14 protein-coding genes are annotated in these 14,038 nt (G+C 60.8%); 3 read left to right on the forward strand and 11 right to left on the reverse strand.

Translation table 11 applies throughout. From position 1 onward, the window contains the following. Window positions 1-168: 168 nt before the first annotated feature. A complete protein-coding gene (locus tag JKA62_RS27640) occupies window positions 169-1,233 on the reverse strand; it encodes an ABC transporter substrate-binding protein (RefSeq protein ID WP_011333177.1) in 1,065 nt (354 codons plus the stop codon). A 352-nt stretch (window positions 1,234-1,585) separates the two neighbouring features. Between JKA62_RS27640 and JKA62_RS27645 the strand changes: the two genes are divergently transcribed. Next, entirely contained in the window at window positions 1,586-2,299 is a 714-nt protein-coding gene (locus JKA62_RS27645; RefSeq protein WP_011333178.1) for a UTRA domain-containing protein, read from the forward strand. A gap of 426 nt (window positions 2,300-2,725) precedes the next feature. On the opposite strand, the gene JKA62_RS27650 is transcribed toward JKA62_RS27645, so the two are convergent. The 8 genes from JKA62_RS27650 to minC form a co-directional block, all read right to left on the reverse strand. Next, a complete protein-coding gene (locus JKA62_RS27650) occupies window positions 2,726-4,885 on the reverse strand; it encodes a mechanosensitive ion channel family protein (RefSeq protein ID WP_064378703.1) in 2,160 nt (719 codons plus the stop codon). A 76-nt stretch (window positions 4,886-4,961) separates the two neighbouring features. Beyond that, entirely contained in the window at window positions 4,962-5,111 is a 150-nt protein-coding gene (locus JKA62_RS27655; protein ID WP_221616130.1) for a hypothetical protein, read from the reverse strand. Window positions 5,112-5,270: 159 nt separating this feature from the next. Further along, the gene (locus JKA62_RS27660) at window positions 5,271-6,560 is read right to left on the reverse strand and encodes a M18 family aminopeptidase (protein ID WP_108560439.1); all 1,290 of its coding nucleotides are present in this window, start codon (window positions 6,558-6,560) and stop codon (window positions 5,271-5,273) included. A 76-nt stretch (window positions 6,561-6,636) separates the two neighbouring features. Continuing rightward, entirely contained in the window at window positions 6,637-7,737 is a 1,101-nt protein-coding gene (locus tag JKA62_RS27665) for a hypothetical protein (protein WP_011333181.1), read from the reverse strand. Window positions 7,738-7,783: 46 nt separating this feature from the next. Then, window positions 7,784-8,419 (reverse strand): RluA family pseudouridine synthase, encoded by a 636-nt coding sequence (locus JKA62_RS27670; protein WP_011333182.1) that lies wholly within the window; start codon window positions 8,417-8,419, stop codon window positions 7,784-7,786. A gap of 91 nt (window positions 8,420-8,510) precedes the next feature. Continuing rightward, complete coding sequence (gene minE, locus JKA62_RS27675; RefSeq protein WP_007960071.1) at window positions 8,511-8,765, reverse strand: cell division topological specificity factor MinE; 255 nt, start codon at window positions 8,763-8,765, stop codon at window positions 8,511-8,513. Further along, window positions 8,765-9,577: a septum site-determining protein MinD gene (minD, locus tag JKA62_RS27680; RefSeq protein ID WP_007960065.1), complete on the reverse strand. Its 813-nt coding sequence runs from the start codon at window positions 9,575-9,577 to the stop codon at window positions 8,765-8,767. Before minD ends, minE begins: the two co-directional genes overlap by 1 nt. A gap of 169 nt (window positions 9,578-9,746) precedes the next feature. Next, the gene (gene minC / locus JKA62_RS27685; RefSeq protein WP_011333183.1) at window positions 9,747-10,484 is read right to left on the reverse strand and encodes a septum site-determining protein MinC; all 738 of its coding nucleotides are present in this window, start codon (window positions 10,482-10,484) and stop codon (window positions 9,747-9,749) included. A gap of 117 nt (window positions 10,485-10,601) precedes the next feature. On the opposite strand from minC, the gene JKA62_RS27690 reads away from it, so the two are divergent. Both JKA62_RS27690 and JKA62_RS27695 read left to right on the forward strand, forming a co-directional pair. Then, window positions 10,602-11,534, forward strand: a complete 933-nt coding sequence (locus tag JKA62_RS27690; protein ID WP_007960061.1) for a lipid A biosynthesis lauroyl acyltransferase — start codon at window positions 10,602-10,604, stop codon at window positions 11,532-11,534. Window positions 11,535-11,569: 35 nt separating this feature from the next. Further along, window positions 11,570-12,742, forward strand: coding sequence for a patatin-like phospholipase family protein (locus JKA62_RS27695; RefSeq protein WP_011333184.1), 1,173 nt, complete (start codon window positions 11,570-11,572; stop codon window positions 12,740-12,742). Between the two features lie 138 nt (window positions 12,743-12,880). Here the strand turns inward: JKA62_RS27695 and JKA62_RS27700 are convergent, their stop codons facing one another. Both JKA62_RS27700 and JKA62_RS27705 read right to left on the reverse strand, forming a co-directional pair. Continuing rightward, a complete protein-coding gene (locus JKA62_RS27700) occupies window positions 12,881-13,666 on the reverse strand; it encodes an outer membrane protein OmpK (RefSeq protein WP_011333185.1) in 786 nt (261 codons plus the stop codon). Next, window positions 13,663-14,037 (reverse strand): hypothetical protein, encoded by a 375-nt coding sequence (locus tag JKA62_RS27705; RefSeq protein ID WP_011333186.1) that lies wholly within the window; start codon window positions 14,035-14,037, stop codon window positions 13,663-13,665. Before JKA62_RS27705 ends, JKA62_RS27700 begins: the two co-directional genes overlap by 4 nt. Window position 14,038: the final 1 nt, after the last annotated feature.

Consider the following 14,038-nt stretch of genomic DNA (forward strand, 5'->3'; position numbering starts at 1 on the left):
TCCGCGAAACAATAAATCGGAAAACTCGAAATCAACACGGATCCTGTGGGAGCGGGCTTGCCCGCGAAGGCGTCATGCAATTCAACACATTTGTTGAATGTGAAATTGCCATCGCGGGCAAGCCCGCTCCCACAGAGTTTTGCGTCAAACCCTGTTGGGTTTACGGGCTTACTTCATTTCTACGATGACTTCTTCGTTCCACTTCTGCGGCAGGGCCTTGGAGGTTTTTTCCCAGGCATCGGCGTCCTTGATCGGCGTGACCTTCTTGTACTGCTCGTTCGGCAGCAGCTTGGCTTTCACGTCTTCCGGCAGTTGCAGGTGCTCGGCGCGGATCGGGCGAGCGTTGCCGCGGGCGAGGTTGGTCTGGCCGGCATCGCTGAAGATGTATTCGCGGGTCAGCTTGGCAGCGTTCGGGTTCTTCGCGTATTTGTTGATGATGGTGGTGTAGCCGGAAATCACCGAACCGTCGGACGGGATCAGCACCACGTAGTCATCCGGGTTGGCCATCTTCGCCTTGTAGCTCAGGCCGTTGAAGTCCCAGACCACGCCGACTTCGATCTCGCCTTTTTCCATGGTGGCGATGGTCGGGTTGGCCATCGACAGGCGACCCTGCTTGGCGATGTCTGCGAAAAGCAGCAGGGCAGGCTGGAGGTTTTTCTCGTCGCCGCCGTTGGCCAGCGCTGCGGCGAGCACGCCGTTGGCCGCTTGTGCAGCGGTGCTCACGTCACCGATGGAAACCTTGTATTTGCCGCCCTTGAGGTCAGCCCATTTGGTCGGTACTTCGGAACCGTGCAGCAGCTTCTTGTTGACGATGAAGGCGATGGTGCCGGTGTAGGCCAGCGCCCAGTTGCCGTCCTTGTCCTTGGCCCAGTCCGGCACTTGATCCCAGGTGCTCGGCTTGTACGGTTGCACCACGCCTTGCTTGACCGCGATCGGGCCGAAGGCCGCGCCGACGTCGCCGATGTCGGCGGTGGCGTTGTCTTTTTCGGCGGCAAACTTGGCGATTTCCTGGGCCGAGCTCATGTCGGTGTCGATGTGTTTCAGGCCGTAGTTCTTGGCCAGGTCTTCCCAGGTGCCTTTCCAGTTGGCCCAGTCATCGGGCATGCCGACGCTGTTGACGGCACCTTCCGCTTTCGCAGCGGCTTCGAGGGTTTTCAGATCATCAGCCGCCATGGCGGCGGTGCACATGGCAATGGTCGAGCCTAACAGTGTTGCCAGGAAAAGCTGTTTCATTCCGAAGCTCCTTGGTCGTGTTCAACGCTGCGATTGCGGTTTGTGTTGGTCTAGGTCAGCAATACCTGAGCCAATTTAAGGTGGCCGGATGACACTTTGATGTCGGCGATGGGTCGCCCAGCCTTTTCTTTCTCCGGTATCGACGAGTGCCCGGTAAGCGTAGACCACCCGCAAAGTCCCGGTGGGCAAGGGACTTGGCCGATGTATTGCAAGTTGTCAGGGCGACCGTTCGGTAGTTTTGTCATCTCTCGGTCATCTGCACTGCCTAGGCTTGCAACACGACCAAGCGGCGCTATCGCTGTGCGGTTTTTGCCCCGAAACAGTGCTGGTCTAGTCCAGATAGGTAACGTTGATGCGCGATGAGGCAACAAAAGCGGTGACAGCCATTGGCCAGATTCTTCAGGAACAACTCGACCATGGGTTGCTCGCAGCGGGGAGCAAACTGCCAGCGGAGCGCAAGCTCAGCGAGTTGTTCGGCACGACCCGGATTACGGTGCGTGAAGCCTTGTTGCAGCTGGAGGCGCAAGGGCAGATTTATCGCGAGGAGCGTCGGGGCTGGTTCGTGTCGCCGCCGCGTCTGGCCTACAACCTGATGCAGCGCAGTCACTTTCACGCGATGGTCAGTGCGCAGGGGCGGGTGCCGTCGACCGAGGTGATTTCGGCGCGGTTGCAGCCGGCTTCAGCGGCGGTCTGTGCGTGGTTGCAGTTGCCGGCGTTGTCGAGCGTGATTCAGATTTGCCGGTCGCGGCGGATCGATGGGCGGCTGGTGTTGTATGTGGAGCATTATCTGAATCCGCAGTTTTTTCCGGGGATTCTCGAGTTTGATCTGAATCAGTCGATTACCGAGCTGTATGCGCGGCATTACGATTTGCACTATGGGCGGGTGCGGTTCGAGATTGTGCCTACGTCTTTATCGGTCGATGCGGCGGCGGCGTTGCGGGTGTCGGTGGGGAGTCCGGGGTTGAGGATTGCTCGGGTTAATTATGATCAGTTTGGGCGGTTGATTGATTGTGATCTGGAGTTTTGGCGGCATGATGCGATTCACGTGGGGGTTGATGTGGTTTGACCTTGGCGGCCTCTGGGCCGACCAGGTTTTGGGTTGTTTTGGGTGAATATCCGTTGCTTCGGGTGCTGCCGCTGACGGTTTCGCCCTTACGGCGAGTCACTTTGGCAAACGCCCCAAAGTAACCAAAACGCTGGGCCCCTGCGTTCGGCACCTCGCTGAGGCTCGGTGTTCCTTCGTTCCGGGATTCATCCGGGGGCATCGCCTACGGTTTGCTTCGCTGCACCTCCTCTCGATGCATGCGGCTGCGCCGCACGGGCGCTGCGCACCCACCCCCGCTGCGCTCCCCCCCCGGATGAATCCCTCCACTCAGCCGGCCGATGGGGCCGGCACGTCAAGAGCGGTACTCGAGCTAACGCTCATCGTGGTGAGTGGTGGGAGCTGGCTTGCCAGCGATGAGGGCCTTGAAGTTGGCCCGATTCTTCGGGTCTATTCTTGAGTTTGGCCACCACCGCCTGCGGTGATCACTTGCACATTCATCCTTGGCGTCGCCAAGTCCAGTCCGGCCTCGTCCAGATGCCGTTTCAGCGACAGGTTGAATGCCCGTGAAACTTCCCATTGTTTGATCGGTGCGGTCTTGAATCTTGCACGCAATATCGCGTTGCCGGACTCGAAACTTTCCACGCCCTGAAATTCCAGCGGTGACCAGATGTTGCGCCGCTGCAGTGGATCTGTGCGCATTTTCTGGCCGACGTCGCGCATCAGTTTGATGGCTTCGTCGATGCTCATGTTGAACGGCACGGCGACGCGGAAGATGGCGTAGCCGAATTCGCGGGAGTAGTTTTTTATGCTTTTGATTTCGCTGAACGGGATGGTGTGGACGATGCCGTCGATGTCCCGCAGGCGTACGGTGCGGATGGTCAGGCCTTCGACGGTGCCCAGGTGCCCGCCGACGTCGACGTAGTCGTCGATGGCCAAAGAGTCTTCGATGATGATGAACAGGCCGGTGATCAGGTCGGCCACCAGCGATTGCGCACCGAAGCCGATCGCCAGGCCGATCACGCCGGCACCGGCCAGCAGGGGCGTGACGTTCATGCCCATGTTCGCCAGGGCGACGATCAGGGCGATGATGAAGATCGCCACGAACAGTACGTTGCGGATCAGCGGCATCATGGTTTGCGCGCGGGCGTTGGCCAGGCCTTTGCGAGAACGGGTGAGGGCGTGGTGCACGGCGGTGTCGCTGAGGATCCAGATCAGCCACGCGAAGATCAGCGTGCCGATCAAACTGAACAGTTTGACGCTGACGTCGTGGCCTTCGCCTTCGGTGAAGCCGATCAGCGACATGCCCCACACCCGCAGGCCGAGTTCGATGAAGGCCAGCCACACCAGCAAATGGGCGAGGGTGTAGAAGAAGCTTTTCAGGCGTTCGGAATACAGCGCGTGGCGTTTCGGTCCGCGTTGGGGTTTGAGGGCGTGGCGGCGGACGAGGCCGTTGATGACCATGCACAACACCAGCAGCACGGTGCAAATCAGCGACTGGCGCAGGGCGGTGCTGGTGTCGCCGGCGGAGACGAAGGTGGCGAACAGCGAAATACCCACCAGCACCAGCGCCGGGACGTACCAGAAGGTGCCGAGGATTTCGATGGTGTCGCTCAGGGCGCGGCGGGTCAGGCGGCGGGACAGCGGTTGGTTGCGGATCAGGTGGGCGATCGGCCGGCGGAAACGCAGGATGAACAGGCCGGTCGACAGCGCCGCGAGCACGTTGGCGACGGTGGCGGCGGTGTGGGCCAGGTGCACGCCGAGGCCGGCCACCAGTCGCGGATCGCTCAGGGCTTCACCGAACGCGGCGAAGCTGCCGATCAGCCACAACGGCCGAAAGGCCTGGTGACGCAGGATGTACAGCGCGCGATGACGGTGCGGACCGTCGAGTACGGAGAAGGCGATCACGCAGATGGCCGAGAAACAGGTGCCGACCACCAGCGCATAAGCCAGTACCATCGCCAGGCTTTTGCCCAGCGACGAGGGCAGTGCGTAACTCATGTACACCGTGATGACCAGGGCGATCATCCACGGCCCGAGCTTGCGCAGGGCGAAGCGCAGCATGTCGAGGGCTCGGGGATGTTGCGGCAGTTCTTCGGTCAGGCCGAAGCGCATGCGTACCCGGTGACCGAGCCAGATCAGTGCGGCGGCGAGCAGGCTCCAGACCGCGAGGATCACGGCGAAGGCGAAGATGATCGGCAGCCATTCGCTGGCCGGCAGCATCAGGCCTTTGAGTTCGTCCTGGGCCATGTCGAATTCAGCGGACCAGCGATTGAGCGGGCTGTCGGCGCCAGAGAATTGTTTTTCGAAAGTGGCGAGGGTGCCGCCGATCAGTCCCAGCACCCCTTCTTCCGGGGTGGCCTGGGCTTTTTTCGTGGCATCGCGCAGTTTTTTCAGGTCGGTCAGCAACTGGGCACGTTGCTTGTCGTTTTCCAGCGACTTGATGACCTCGTCCAGCGACTGGCCGAGCGGTTCCTGAGCTTCGGGCTGAGTCTTGCCGCTACCCGTGAGCAGTCCCGGCAGACCGGCGGCGTCGGCAGGTGCCGGCGACATCAGGGTCATCAGGCAGACGAGAAACAGGCAGGGCAGGGCAAAAAGACGAGCGAACACTAGGCGGTCAACCTCGCAAGGGGCGGATCGGGCGAGTGTACGAGCCCGCCAGATTCAATGCGAGCCGGGCGCGGATTTATTCGTTGAGTTTGGCCAGGATCTTGTAGACCACGGTGGCCAGGATCATCAGCATGCCGATCCACATCGCGAACACACCGGCGTTCTTGTCACGGAAGTTGAATCCGATGGCCAGCAGAATCATTCCGCACAGGATGGGAATGAGCATGGAGTGGAATGCAGACATCGAGATCATGGCGACAGCCTTGTCGAAAGGGATTATGCAAGTCTAGGTGGGTTTTCGATGGACGGTGCTGATGTGTATCAGAAATGAGCCGGTTTTACGGGCCGGGGGACCGCAGCTCGAGGCTGCGATCCCGGCTGTGTTCTACGGAAGTTCGCGGCTGGCGTAGAACGCGCTCAGCACTTTGACCAGGTGGGCCAGGTCATGGCTGCCGCACAGTTCGCGGATCGAGTGCATGGCGAAGGTCGGCAGGCCGATGTCGACCGTGCGCACGCCCAGATGGCTGGCGGTGATCGGGCCGATGGTCGAGCCGCAACCCATGTCGCTGCGCACCACGAAGCTTTGCACCGGCACTTCTTCGGCCATGCACAGATGGCGGAAGAAACCGGCGGTTTCGCTGTTGGTGGCGTAGCGCTGGTTGCTGTTGACCTTGATCACCGGGCCGGCGTTGAGTTTCGGGCCGTGGTTGGCGTCGTGCTTCTCGGCGTAGTTCGGGTGCACGCCGTGGGCGTTGTCGGCAGAAACCAGCAGGGACTTCTGGATGGTGCGTACGAATTCATCACCTTCCGGCAGCAGACGGCGCAGGGTCTGTTCGAGCATCGGGCCGTCGGCGCCGCAGGCCGAGCAGGAGCCGACTTCTTCGTGGTCGTTGCACACCAGCACGCAGGTTTCTTCGGTGTCGGCGTTCAGCAAGGCTTGCAGGCCGGCGTAGCACGACAGCAGGTTGTCCAGGCGCGCGCCGGCGATGAAATCACCGTGCAGGCCGATGACCGCAGCGCTCTGGGTGTCGTAGAAGCTCAGCTCGTAATCCAGCACCACGTCGGCGTTGAGGCCGTGTTCGCGGGCCAGTTGATCGGTGAGCACCGCGCGGAAGTCCACGCGCTCGTCACCGGCGAACTGCGCGAGAATCGGCGGCAGTTCGGTCTGGGCGTTAATGGCCCAGCCCTGGTTGGCTTCACGGTTGAGGTGAATCGCCAGGTTGGGAATGATCGCGATCGGGGCCTTGAAGTCGATCAGCTGGCTTTCGACTTTGCCGTCGCGGCGGAAAGTGACGCGGCCGGCCAGCGACAGGTCGCGGTCGAACCATGGCGCCAGCAGCGCACCGCCGTAGACTTCGACGCCGAGCTGCCAGAAGCCCTGGCGTTGCAATTCAGGTTGTGGCTTGACCCGCAGGCACGGGCTGTCGGTGTGGGCGCCGACCAGGCGGATGCCGTCGTGCAGCGGCGAGTTGCGGCCCATCTTGATCGCGACGATCGAGGAGTCGTTACGGGTGACGTAGTAACGACCATTGGCTTCGGTGTGCCAGGTTTCGCGCTCGTCGAGGCGCACATAACCGGCGGCCTCCAGGCGTTGAACAAGGCTGGCGGTGGCGTGGAACGGGGTAGGGGAGGCCTTGAGGAAGTCGATCAGGCCTTGGTTCAACTCTTCGCGCATAAGAAGCTCCAGACAGCAATGGGCGGGAGTTTAACGCATCGGCCTGATGCTTGGGACATGGCATGTGCCGCTCGCGTCAACGAGCGGCGGCCACGCGTTTTTTCAAGTAGTTCATGATCGCTTTTTCGTCTTCAGGCTTGTCCGGGCGAGGCAGCTGCTTGGGCCAGCGGCTCTGTTCCAGAAGCTTTTTCTGGCGGCTCTCGTCCCAGCGCAGGATCTCCCGCGAGGCGCATTCCCACCACTCATGGCGACAGGCGCTGTAGTACGGATGATCCGGCGCGGCGCTGCCGTACAACAGGTCCCGGCCGACCTTGCGCATGGCACCGCTCTGGTTGCGCAGCTTCCATTTGATCTTCAGGCGCTGCCAGGCGGACGGAAAGGGTTTGACTCGCGGCACATCGGCACACAGGTCCACCAGTCGCTGGCTGAATTTCTCGCCGTGCTGGGCGAAGAAAAACGCCTGCATCGCGTGGAAGAAGCGTTTTTCCGCGAAGTAGTGGTAGATGTGTTTGCGCGCTTCCACCACCGGCCGTTCGCGCATCGCGTAGGACAGGGCGATTTGCTCGATGGTGTGAATCTCGAACCCGTCGGCCGTCCACTCGTCGATCAGCCTGATCGACTCTTCGAACAATGCCGAGTCGCGGTCGGTGATACCGCACAGGCCGCTGTTGTAGAGCTTGAAACCGTTCTGCGGGGAAACACCGTGGACACTGAGGTCGCGAGCGAGCTTCAGGTAGTCCGGCCGTTCGAAAACGTCTTCCCAGTCGTATTCGAAGCGATCCATTACCGACTGATTCGCATCGATGTATTGGAACAGGCTGCTCGGGTGGCTGGTGAACAGGGTGTCGGTGTCGACGAACAGGGTTTTCTCGGCCAGTTGCAAGCCGGCGGCAATCGCGCAGGCCTTGCGCCGGTGGTGGTAACCGTTCTGTCCTTGCCAGCGGGTCAGGGTCGCGTCGTCGAGCAACACGGTGTCGACCGGCCAGCCTACGTAGTCTTGCGGTCGGTCAGTCAGAATCCTGATCGCCGGGCGCTTGCCGTTTCTGGCGTGGGACAAGGCGGTCAGGATGCTGAACTTGGCTTCGCGCCGGTAGGCATCCTGATTGCCGTAAATCAGATAAAGCAGTTGATGACGGGTCTTCTTGACGGGTGTTGCCAGGGAATCAGTACAACTCATCCGGAACAAAATCCTATAAATCGGGCAGCTGTCGGTCCGACAGTGCTTAAAACGGTGCCGGGCATTCGAAACGCAAGCGTTCGCCGGACTGGGGATGGGTGAAGCTGAGCATGCTCGCGTGCAGGCACAGACGAGGCCAGGCGGCCAGGGCTTGCTCGTGGGCGTAGAGGCCGTCACCAAGCAACGGGTGACCGATGGACAGCATGTGCACGCGCAACTGGTGCGAGCGGCCGGTGATCGGTGTGAGCTCGACGCGGCACCAGTCGTCGCAGCGCTCCAGCACGCGCCAGAAGGTCAGGGCGTGTTTGCCGAGTTCGTGATCGACCACGTGGCGCGGCTTGGTCGGCGGATCGTAGCGCAGGGGCAGATCGATGCTGCCGCTGTCCAGTTCCGGCTGACCCCAGCAGAGCGCAGTGTAGGCTTTCTCTGTTTCACGATCGTGAAACTGGCGCGACAGCTCACGGTGGGTGTCGGCATCACGGGCCAGCAGAATGATCCCCGAGGTTTCCCAGTCCAGGCGATGGACGATACGCGCTTCGGGGTAGCCGTTTTCCTGCAGGCGGGTGATCAGGCAGTCCTTGTTGTCGTCGGCCCGGCCAGGGACGGAGAGCAACAGGGTCGGTTTGTTCACCACCAGAACGGCGGCGTCCTGATGAATGATTTGGACGTTGGACAACGGCATTAAAACAGCCTCGTAACAAATGCCAACGGCGGCTCAGGGCCCCTCCGGTGTCGGAAGGGCCCTGAGCCGCCGTCGTTCCTGCCGGATCGACTCAGCGGTCTGGCAGGGTGATGTTGAGTTCCAGAATCGAGCAGCTGCCCTGGCTCTCCAGTGCCACGTGCACGTCGTCGTTGCCGATGTTGACGTACTTGCGGATCACTTCCACCAGTTCCTTCTGCAAGGATGGCAGGTAGTCCGGGGTGCTGCGCTGGCCGCGTTCATGCGCCACGATGATCTGTAGACGCTCTTTCGCGACCGAGGCGGTACTTGGCTTTTTGTTGGCACGAAAGAAGTCAAAAAGGTTCATTACCTACCTCCAAACAGACGCTCGAAGAATCCCTTCTTCTCGACATTCAGGAACCGGTGTTCTTTTTCCTTGCCCAGCAGGCGATCAACGGTATCGCTGTAGGCCTGGCCGGCGTCGCTCTGATCATCGAGGATCACAGGTACGCCCTGGTTGGAGGCCTTGAGCACGGCCTGGGATTCCGGAATGACGCCCAGCAGGCGTACGGCGAGGATTTCCTTGACGTCTTCGACGCCCAGCATCTCGCCTTTTTCGACGCGCTCCGGGTGATAGCGGGTGATCAGCAGGTGTTCCTGGATCGGCTCTTCGCCGCGTTCGGCGCGACGGGACTTGCTGGCCAGCAGGCCGAGCATGCGGTCGGAGTCACGTACCGAGGACACTTCCGGGTTGGTCACGACGATCGCTTCGTCAGCGAAGTACATGGCCAGGTGCGCGCCTTTTTCGATACCCGCCGGGGAGTCGCAGACGACGAACTCGAATTGTTCCTTGAGCTCCATCAGGACTTTTTCCACGCCTTCGACGGTCAGCGCGTCTTTGTCGCGGGTCTGGCTGGCGGCCAGTACATAGAGGTTTTCCAGGCGCTTGTCTTTGATCAGGGCCTGTTGCAGGTTGGCTTCGCCGTTAACCACGTTGACGAAGTCATACACCACGCGGCGCTCGCAACCCATGATCAGGTCAAGGTTACGCAAGCCCACGTCGAAGTCGACGATCACTGTTTTGTGGCCGCGCAGAGCGAGGCCGGTACCGATAGCGGCGCTGGTGGTGGTCTTACCCACACCACCCTTGCCGGATGTAACCACGAGAATCTTGGCCAAGGTGTTTCACCCCTAAGGAAGAAGGACTGTTCAGCCCCTGAAAAACATCTCTAGAAAACTACTGCAGTCGGACAGCCTTGGCTGGAATCCGGCTTTTGGCCTTTTTCCTACTTCGTTTGAGCCGTTTTCGCTACGTTTTAGAGATGCTTGGAAAATGCGGCAGTATCCGTTAAAGCCGAATGATGTTCAACACGTCGCCCGACAGGCTGACCTGTACGCCCGAACCCCACATCGGATCGCGACGCAGGTCCTCGGAAACCTTGTAATGGCCTGCGATGGAGATCAGTTCAGCGCTCAGTTGCTGACAGAAAATCCGCGCCTTGGTGTCGCCCTTGACCCCGGCCAGCGCACGACCGCGCATCGGGCCGTATACATGGATGTTGCCATCGGCGAGAAGTTCCGCCCCCGGACTGACCGAGGAAACCACCACCAGATCGCCACCTTGGGCATATATCTGTTGGCCACCACGTACTGGCGTGGTGATGACGCGGGTCGGTTTGACGGTTGGCTCCGGCGGTTTTTCCGGCTTCTTCGGTGCGACGGGTTCAGCGCTTTCCAGCGGTCGCTCGCGGGCGCCGGACGGCGGCAGTACCGGGATGTCGATGGCGATGGCGGCGGCAATGTCTTCGATGCGGCTGGCGCGGATCGCCAGGGTGCGCAGGCCGTGCTGGCGGCACACACGCATCAGGCCCGGCAGGTCGACTGCGCCTTCACTGGGCGGCAGTTTGTCCAGCGCCAGAACCAGCGGCGCGTTGCTGAAGAAATTCGGTGCCTGGGCGACTTTGGCGGCCAATTGCCGATCGAGGCTGTCCAGGTCGTTGCGGGACAGCTCCAGCACCGTAATGGCGAGCATGCTGCCCTTCAGCTGGAACACGGGATCTTGGTCTTTCGGTTCGGTTTGGCTCATGTCGGCATACAACGGCTTGTCACTAAAAGTGCCGAGACTTATAACGAGAACGCCCGCAGGCCGCAAGCCGGGTCGAACGATGTAGAATGCGCGGCCACTGTATTTACGGAAGCTTTAATGGATCGCCCGCGTTTTCGAAAAGCATTTCTTGCCCCACGCTTCTGGCCGCTCTGGTGCGGCCTCGGGCTGTTGTGGCTGATCGTGCAGTTGCCTTATCCGGCATTGCTCGCCATCGGCCGTTTTCTCGGTGCCCTGATGTATCGCTTCGCCGGCGACCGACGGCGCATCGCCAAGCGCAATCTGGAACTGTGTTTCCCGGAAAAGTCCGCCGCCGAACGCAAGCGCCTGCTCAAGGAAAACTTTGCCTCCACCGGCATCGCCTTCTTTGAAATGGCCATGAGCTGGTGGTGGTCGCGTCAGCGGCTGGCGAAACTGGCTCACGTCGAAGGCCTGGAGCATCTGCAAAAGGCCCAGCGTGAAGGCAAGGGCGTGATTCTGATGGCGGTGCATTTCACCACCCTGGAAATCGGCGCGGCGCTGCTCGGCCAGCAGCACACCATCGACGGCATGTACCGCGAACACAAGAACCCGCTGTTCGACTTCGTCCAGCGTCAGGGCCGCGAGCGGCACAATCTCGACTCGCTGGCGGTGGAACGTGACGACGTGCGCGGCATGCTCAAGTTGCTGCGCGCAGGCCGGGCGATCTGGTATGCACCGGATCAGGACTACGGCGCCAAGCAAAGTATCTTTGTGCCGCTGTTCGGTATTCAGGCCGCAACGGTCACTGCCACCAGCAAGTTCGCCCGGCTGGGCAAGGCGCTGGTGGTGCCGTTCACCCAGGAACGTCTGGCTGACGGCAGCGGTTATCGTCTGGTGATTCATCCGCCGCTGGAAGGTTTCCCGGGCGAGACCGAAGAAGAAGATTGCATCCGCATCAATCAGTGGGTCGAAGGCGTGTTGCGTGAGTGTCCCGAGCAATACTTGTGGGCACATCGGCGCTTCAAGAGTCGTCCGCCAGGCGAGCCGAAGCTGTACGCCAAACGCGGTTGATTGACCCATTACCATAAGCACCACGGAGCGTTGCGATGAGCCCAGCTGAACCGGTCACAGGTTTGATTCTTTCCGGCGGCGGGGCTCGGGCGGCGTATCAGGTGGGGGTACTGGCGGCAATTGCCGAATTGCTGCCGCTGGGGGCGGACAATCCGTTTCCGGTGATCGTCGGCACATCGGCCGGGGCGATCAACGCGGTCAGCCTCGCCAGCGGTGCTACGGACTTTCGCGCGGCCATCGAACGTCTGACGCTGTTCTGGCAAGGCTTTCGCAGCCATCGCGTGTTGCGCAGCGACTGGCCGGGAGTGATCCACCAGGCCAGTCGTTTTGTCACCCATAGCCTGTTGGGCATGGGCCGGCAAATGCCGGTGGCGCTGCTCAACAGTTCGCCGCTACGCCATCTGCTCAATGAAAAACTGCACATGCCCGGCATCGCCGAGTCCATCGCGCGCAAGCAATTGCACGCAGTGGCGGTCACGGCGTTCGGCTACGAGTCGGGACAGGCGGTGACGTTCTACCAGGGCGGCGGGACCATCGACTCCTGGCTGCGTCATCGGCGCATCGGCGTACCGACACAGTTGTCGGTGGAGCACCTGCTGGCCAGTTCGGCGATCCCGCTGTTGTTCGCGCCGGTGAAGATCGGCGATGAGTATTTCGGCGATGGCGCGGTGCGGCAATCGGCACCGATCAGCCCGGCGCTGCATCTGGGCGCGAGCCGGGTGCTGGTGGTGGGCGTCAGCGGCAACCCGCGCGGTTTCGATCCGGCGCAACCGCTGGAACGCACCTATACCGGGCAGCAACCGACGCTGGCACAGATCGGCGGGCATATGCTCAACAGCACCTTCATTGATAGCCTGGAAAGCGACATCGAGCTGCTTCAGCGTCTGAACCAGTTCAGCCGTCTGATGCCTGAAGGTACGCCGACCCGCGCGTTGGGTGTGGCGCCGGTGGACGTGCTGGTGATTTCACCCAGCCAGCCGATCGATGAAATTGCGGCGCGGCATCGCCAGGAATTGCCGGCGGCGTTACGTCTGTTTCTGCGTGGGCCGGGGGCGACCAAGACGAGCGGGGCAGGGGTGTTGAGTTACTTGCTGTTCGAGGCGGGGTATTGCAGCGAATTGATCGACCTTGGGCGGCGCGATGCTTTGGCCAAGCGCGATGAACTGTGCCGGTTTCTCGGGATTGGCGAGGCGCTGGTCCCGGCCTGAGATGTGTGGTGCAGCCATCGCTGGCAAGCCAGCTCCCACAGGTTTTCGGGTGTCCACAACCGCCGTGAACGACACAAAACCAGTGTGGGAGAGGGCTTGCTCGCGAAGGCGTCCTTTCAGACGCCACTGACACCAGGATCAGAAGTGGAACTTCACCAGGAAGCTCGTGGTGCTCTGATCGGTTTTGAAATACTGGCTGTCCTTGATCCCGTACTTGTCCGACCAGTAGTCGTACTCGACACCCACATACAACTGCTTCTCGCCAATGCTCAGCGCTTTGCCCAGGTCGTATTTGATTTGTGGATTGAAGTGCAGGTTGGCGTGGTAATCGCCTTTGGAGTTGGAGTCGTTGTCGACCACCCAGTCCATGAAACCGTCGATCAGGATGTTCGAGTCACCGACCGGAATCGTGTAGGACCAGACCGGGGTGATCTGCCAGACGTTGTCACCGGCGCGGGAACCTTCGGTGTGGCGTTGGTAGAAGTTCAGCTGGAAGTAGTCGAAGCCCGGGATTGCCAGGTCGAAGCCCGGACCGATCAGGTACGACTCGGTATCGCCTTCACCGAACTCGTAAGTCATGGCCAGCAGCACGTCGGTGACCGGACCGAAAGCCAGTTTCTGATCGAAGATCTTGCCGAACGACAGACGCGGGCTGATTTCGCCGTAGTAGGTGTTCGAACCCACACCGCCGTCATCCTTGCCGTTGTAGAAGATCTTGTCGACGAACAGGAAATTGTCGCCGTACTTCCAGGCATCGGCGTGCTCGAAGGTGACGGTCTGCTGAATGCGCGGGTTGACCTGGAAGTCCTTGCCATAGAGGTAGGTCAGGCTGTTGTTCTGCCATTGCAGCAGGCCGTCGGCCATGGCCTGACCCCCTGCCAGCAGCGATCCCGCAAGCATCAGGCTGGTGCACATACGTTTCATTCGGTTGCTCCCAAAGTAGGTGTTCCACGTTTGTTTTTTTGAGTCGGCGCTCTGGTGTGGCGCCTTTTTTCGTTGCTGCGAAAGTCATCCATCCGGTCAGCTTTCATGCTGTTAGCAAGAGCTGAGCCAAGGCTTTTCGAAAAGCAAAAAAACGCCCGTCGGCTGCTGAAAAACAGTCGATTGAGCGTGTTTTCGGGATGCCTCGGTACTGACCGCGGCCGGGATAAGTTGGCTTTTCGGTCAGGAATTAAATTCGGGCTTTTTTTTAGACCGAATTCAGGAGGCCGCGGAGAATACTGACTCAACGGCCAGGCCTCAAGTGCCCCGCAACAGAGCACCGACGACAGGTAGCGGGCACGGTTGCGGGTCATC

Source organism: Pseudomonas sp. B7 (assembly GCF_016735645.1).
Taxonomy (GTDB): Bacteria; Pseudomonadota; Gammaproteobacteria; order Pseudomonadales; family Pseudomonadaceae; genus Aquipseudomonas; species Aquipseudomonas glycinae.

Excerpts from the sequence above, each read along its gene's own strand:
- JKA62_RS27705 (WP_011333186.1), bottom strand. The coding sequence starts at position 14,037 with ATGACCCGCAACCGTGCCCGCTACCTGTCGTCGGTGCTCTGTTGCGGG.
- JKA62_RS27665 (WP_011333181.1), bottom strand. The coding sequence starts at position 7,737 with ATGAGTTGTACTGATTCCCTGGCAACACCCGTCAAGAAGACCCGTCAT.
- minC (WP_011333183.1), bottom strand. The coding sequence starts at position 10,484 with ATGAGCCAAACCGAACCGAAAGACCAAGATCCCGTGTTCCAGCTGAAG.
- JKA62_RS27655 (WP_221616130.1), bottom strand. The coding sequence starts at position 5,111 with ATGCTCATTCCCATCCTGTGCGGAATGATTCTGCTGGCCATCGGATTC.
- JKA62_RS27640 (WP_011333177.1), bottom strand. The coding sequence starts at position 1,233 with ATGAAACAGCTTTTCCTGGCAACACTGTTAGGCTCGACCATTGCCATG.
- minE (WP_007960071.1), bottom strand. The coding sequence starts at position 8,765 with ATGAACCTTTTTGACTTCTTTCGTGCCAACAAAAAGCCAAGTACCGCC.
- JKA62_RS27700 (WP_011333185.1), bottom strand. The coding sequence starts at position 13,666 with ATGAAACGTATGTGCACCAGCCTGATGCTTGCGGGATCGCTGCTGGCA.
- JKA62_RS27660 (WP_108560439.1), bottom strand. The coding sequence starts at position 6,560 with ATGCGCGAAGAGTTGAACCAAGGCCTGATCGACTTCCTCAAGGCCTCC.
- JKA62_RS27645 (WP_011333178.1), top strand. The coding sequence starts at position 1,586 with ATGCGCGATGAGGCAACAAAAGCGGTGACAGCCATTGGCCAGATTCTT.
- JKA62_RS27690 (WP_007960061.1), top strand. The coding sequence starts at position 10,602 with ATGGATCGCCCGCGTTTTCGAAAAGCATTTCTTGCCCCACGCTTCTGG.
- JKA62_RS27670 (WP_011333182.1), bottom strand. The coding sequence starts at position 8,419 with ATGCCGTTGTCCAACGTCCAAATCATTCATCAGGACGCCGCCGTTCTG.
- JKA62_RS27695 (WP_011333184.1), top strand. The coding sequence starts at position 11,570 with ATGAGCCCAGCTGAACCGGTCACAGGTTTGATTCTTTCCGGCGGCGGG.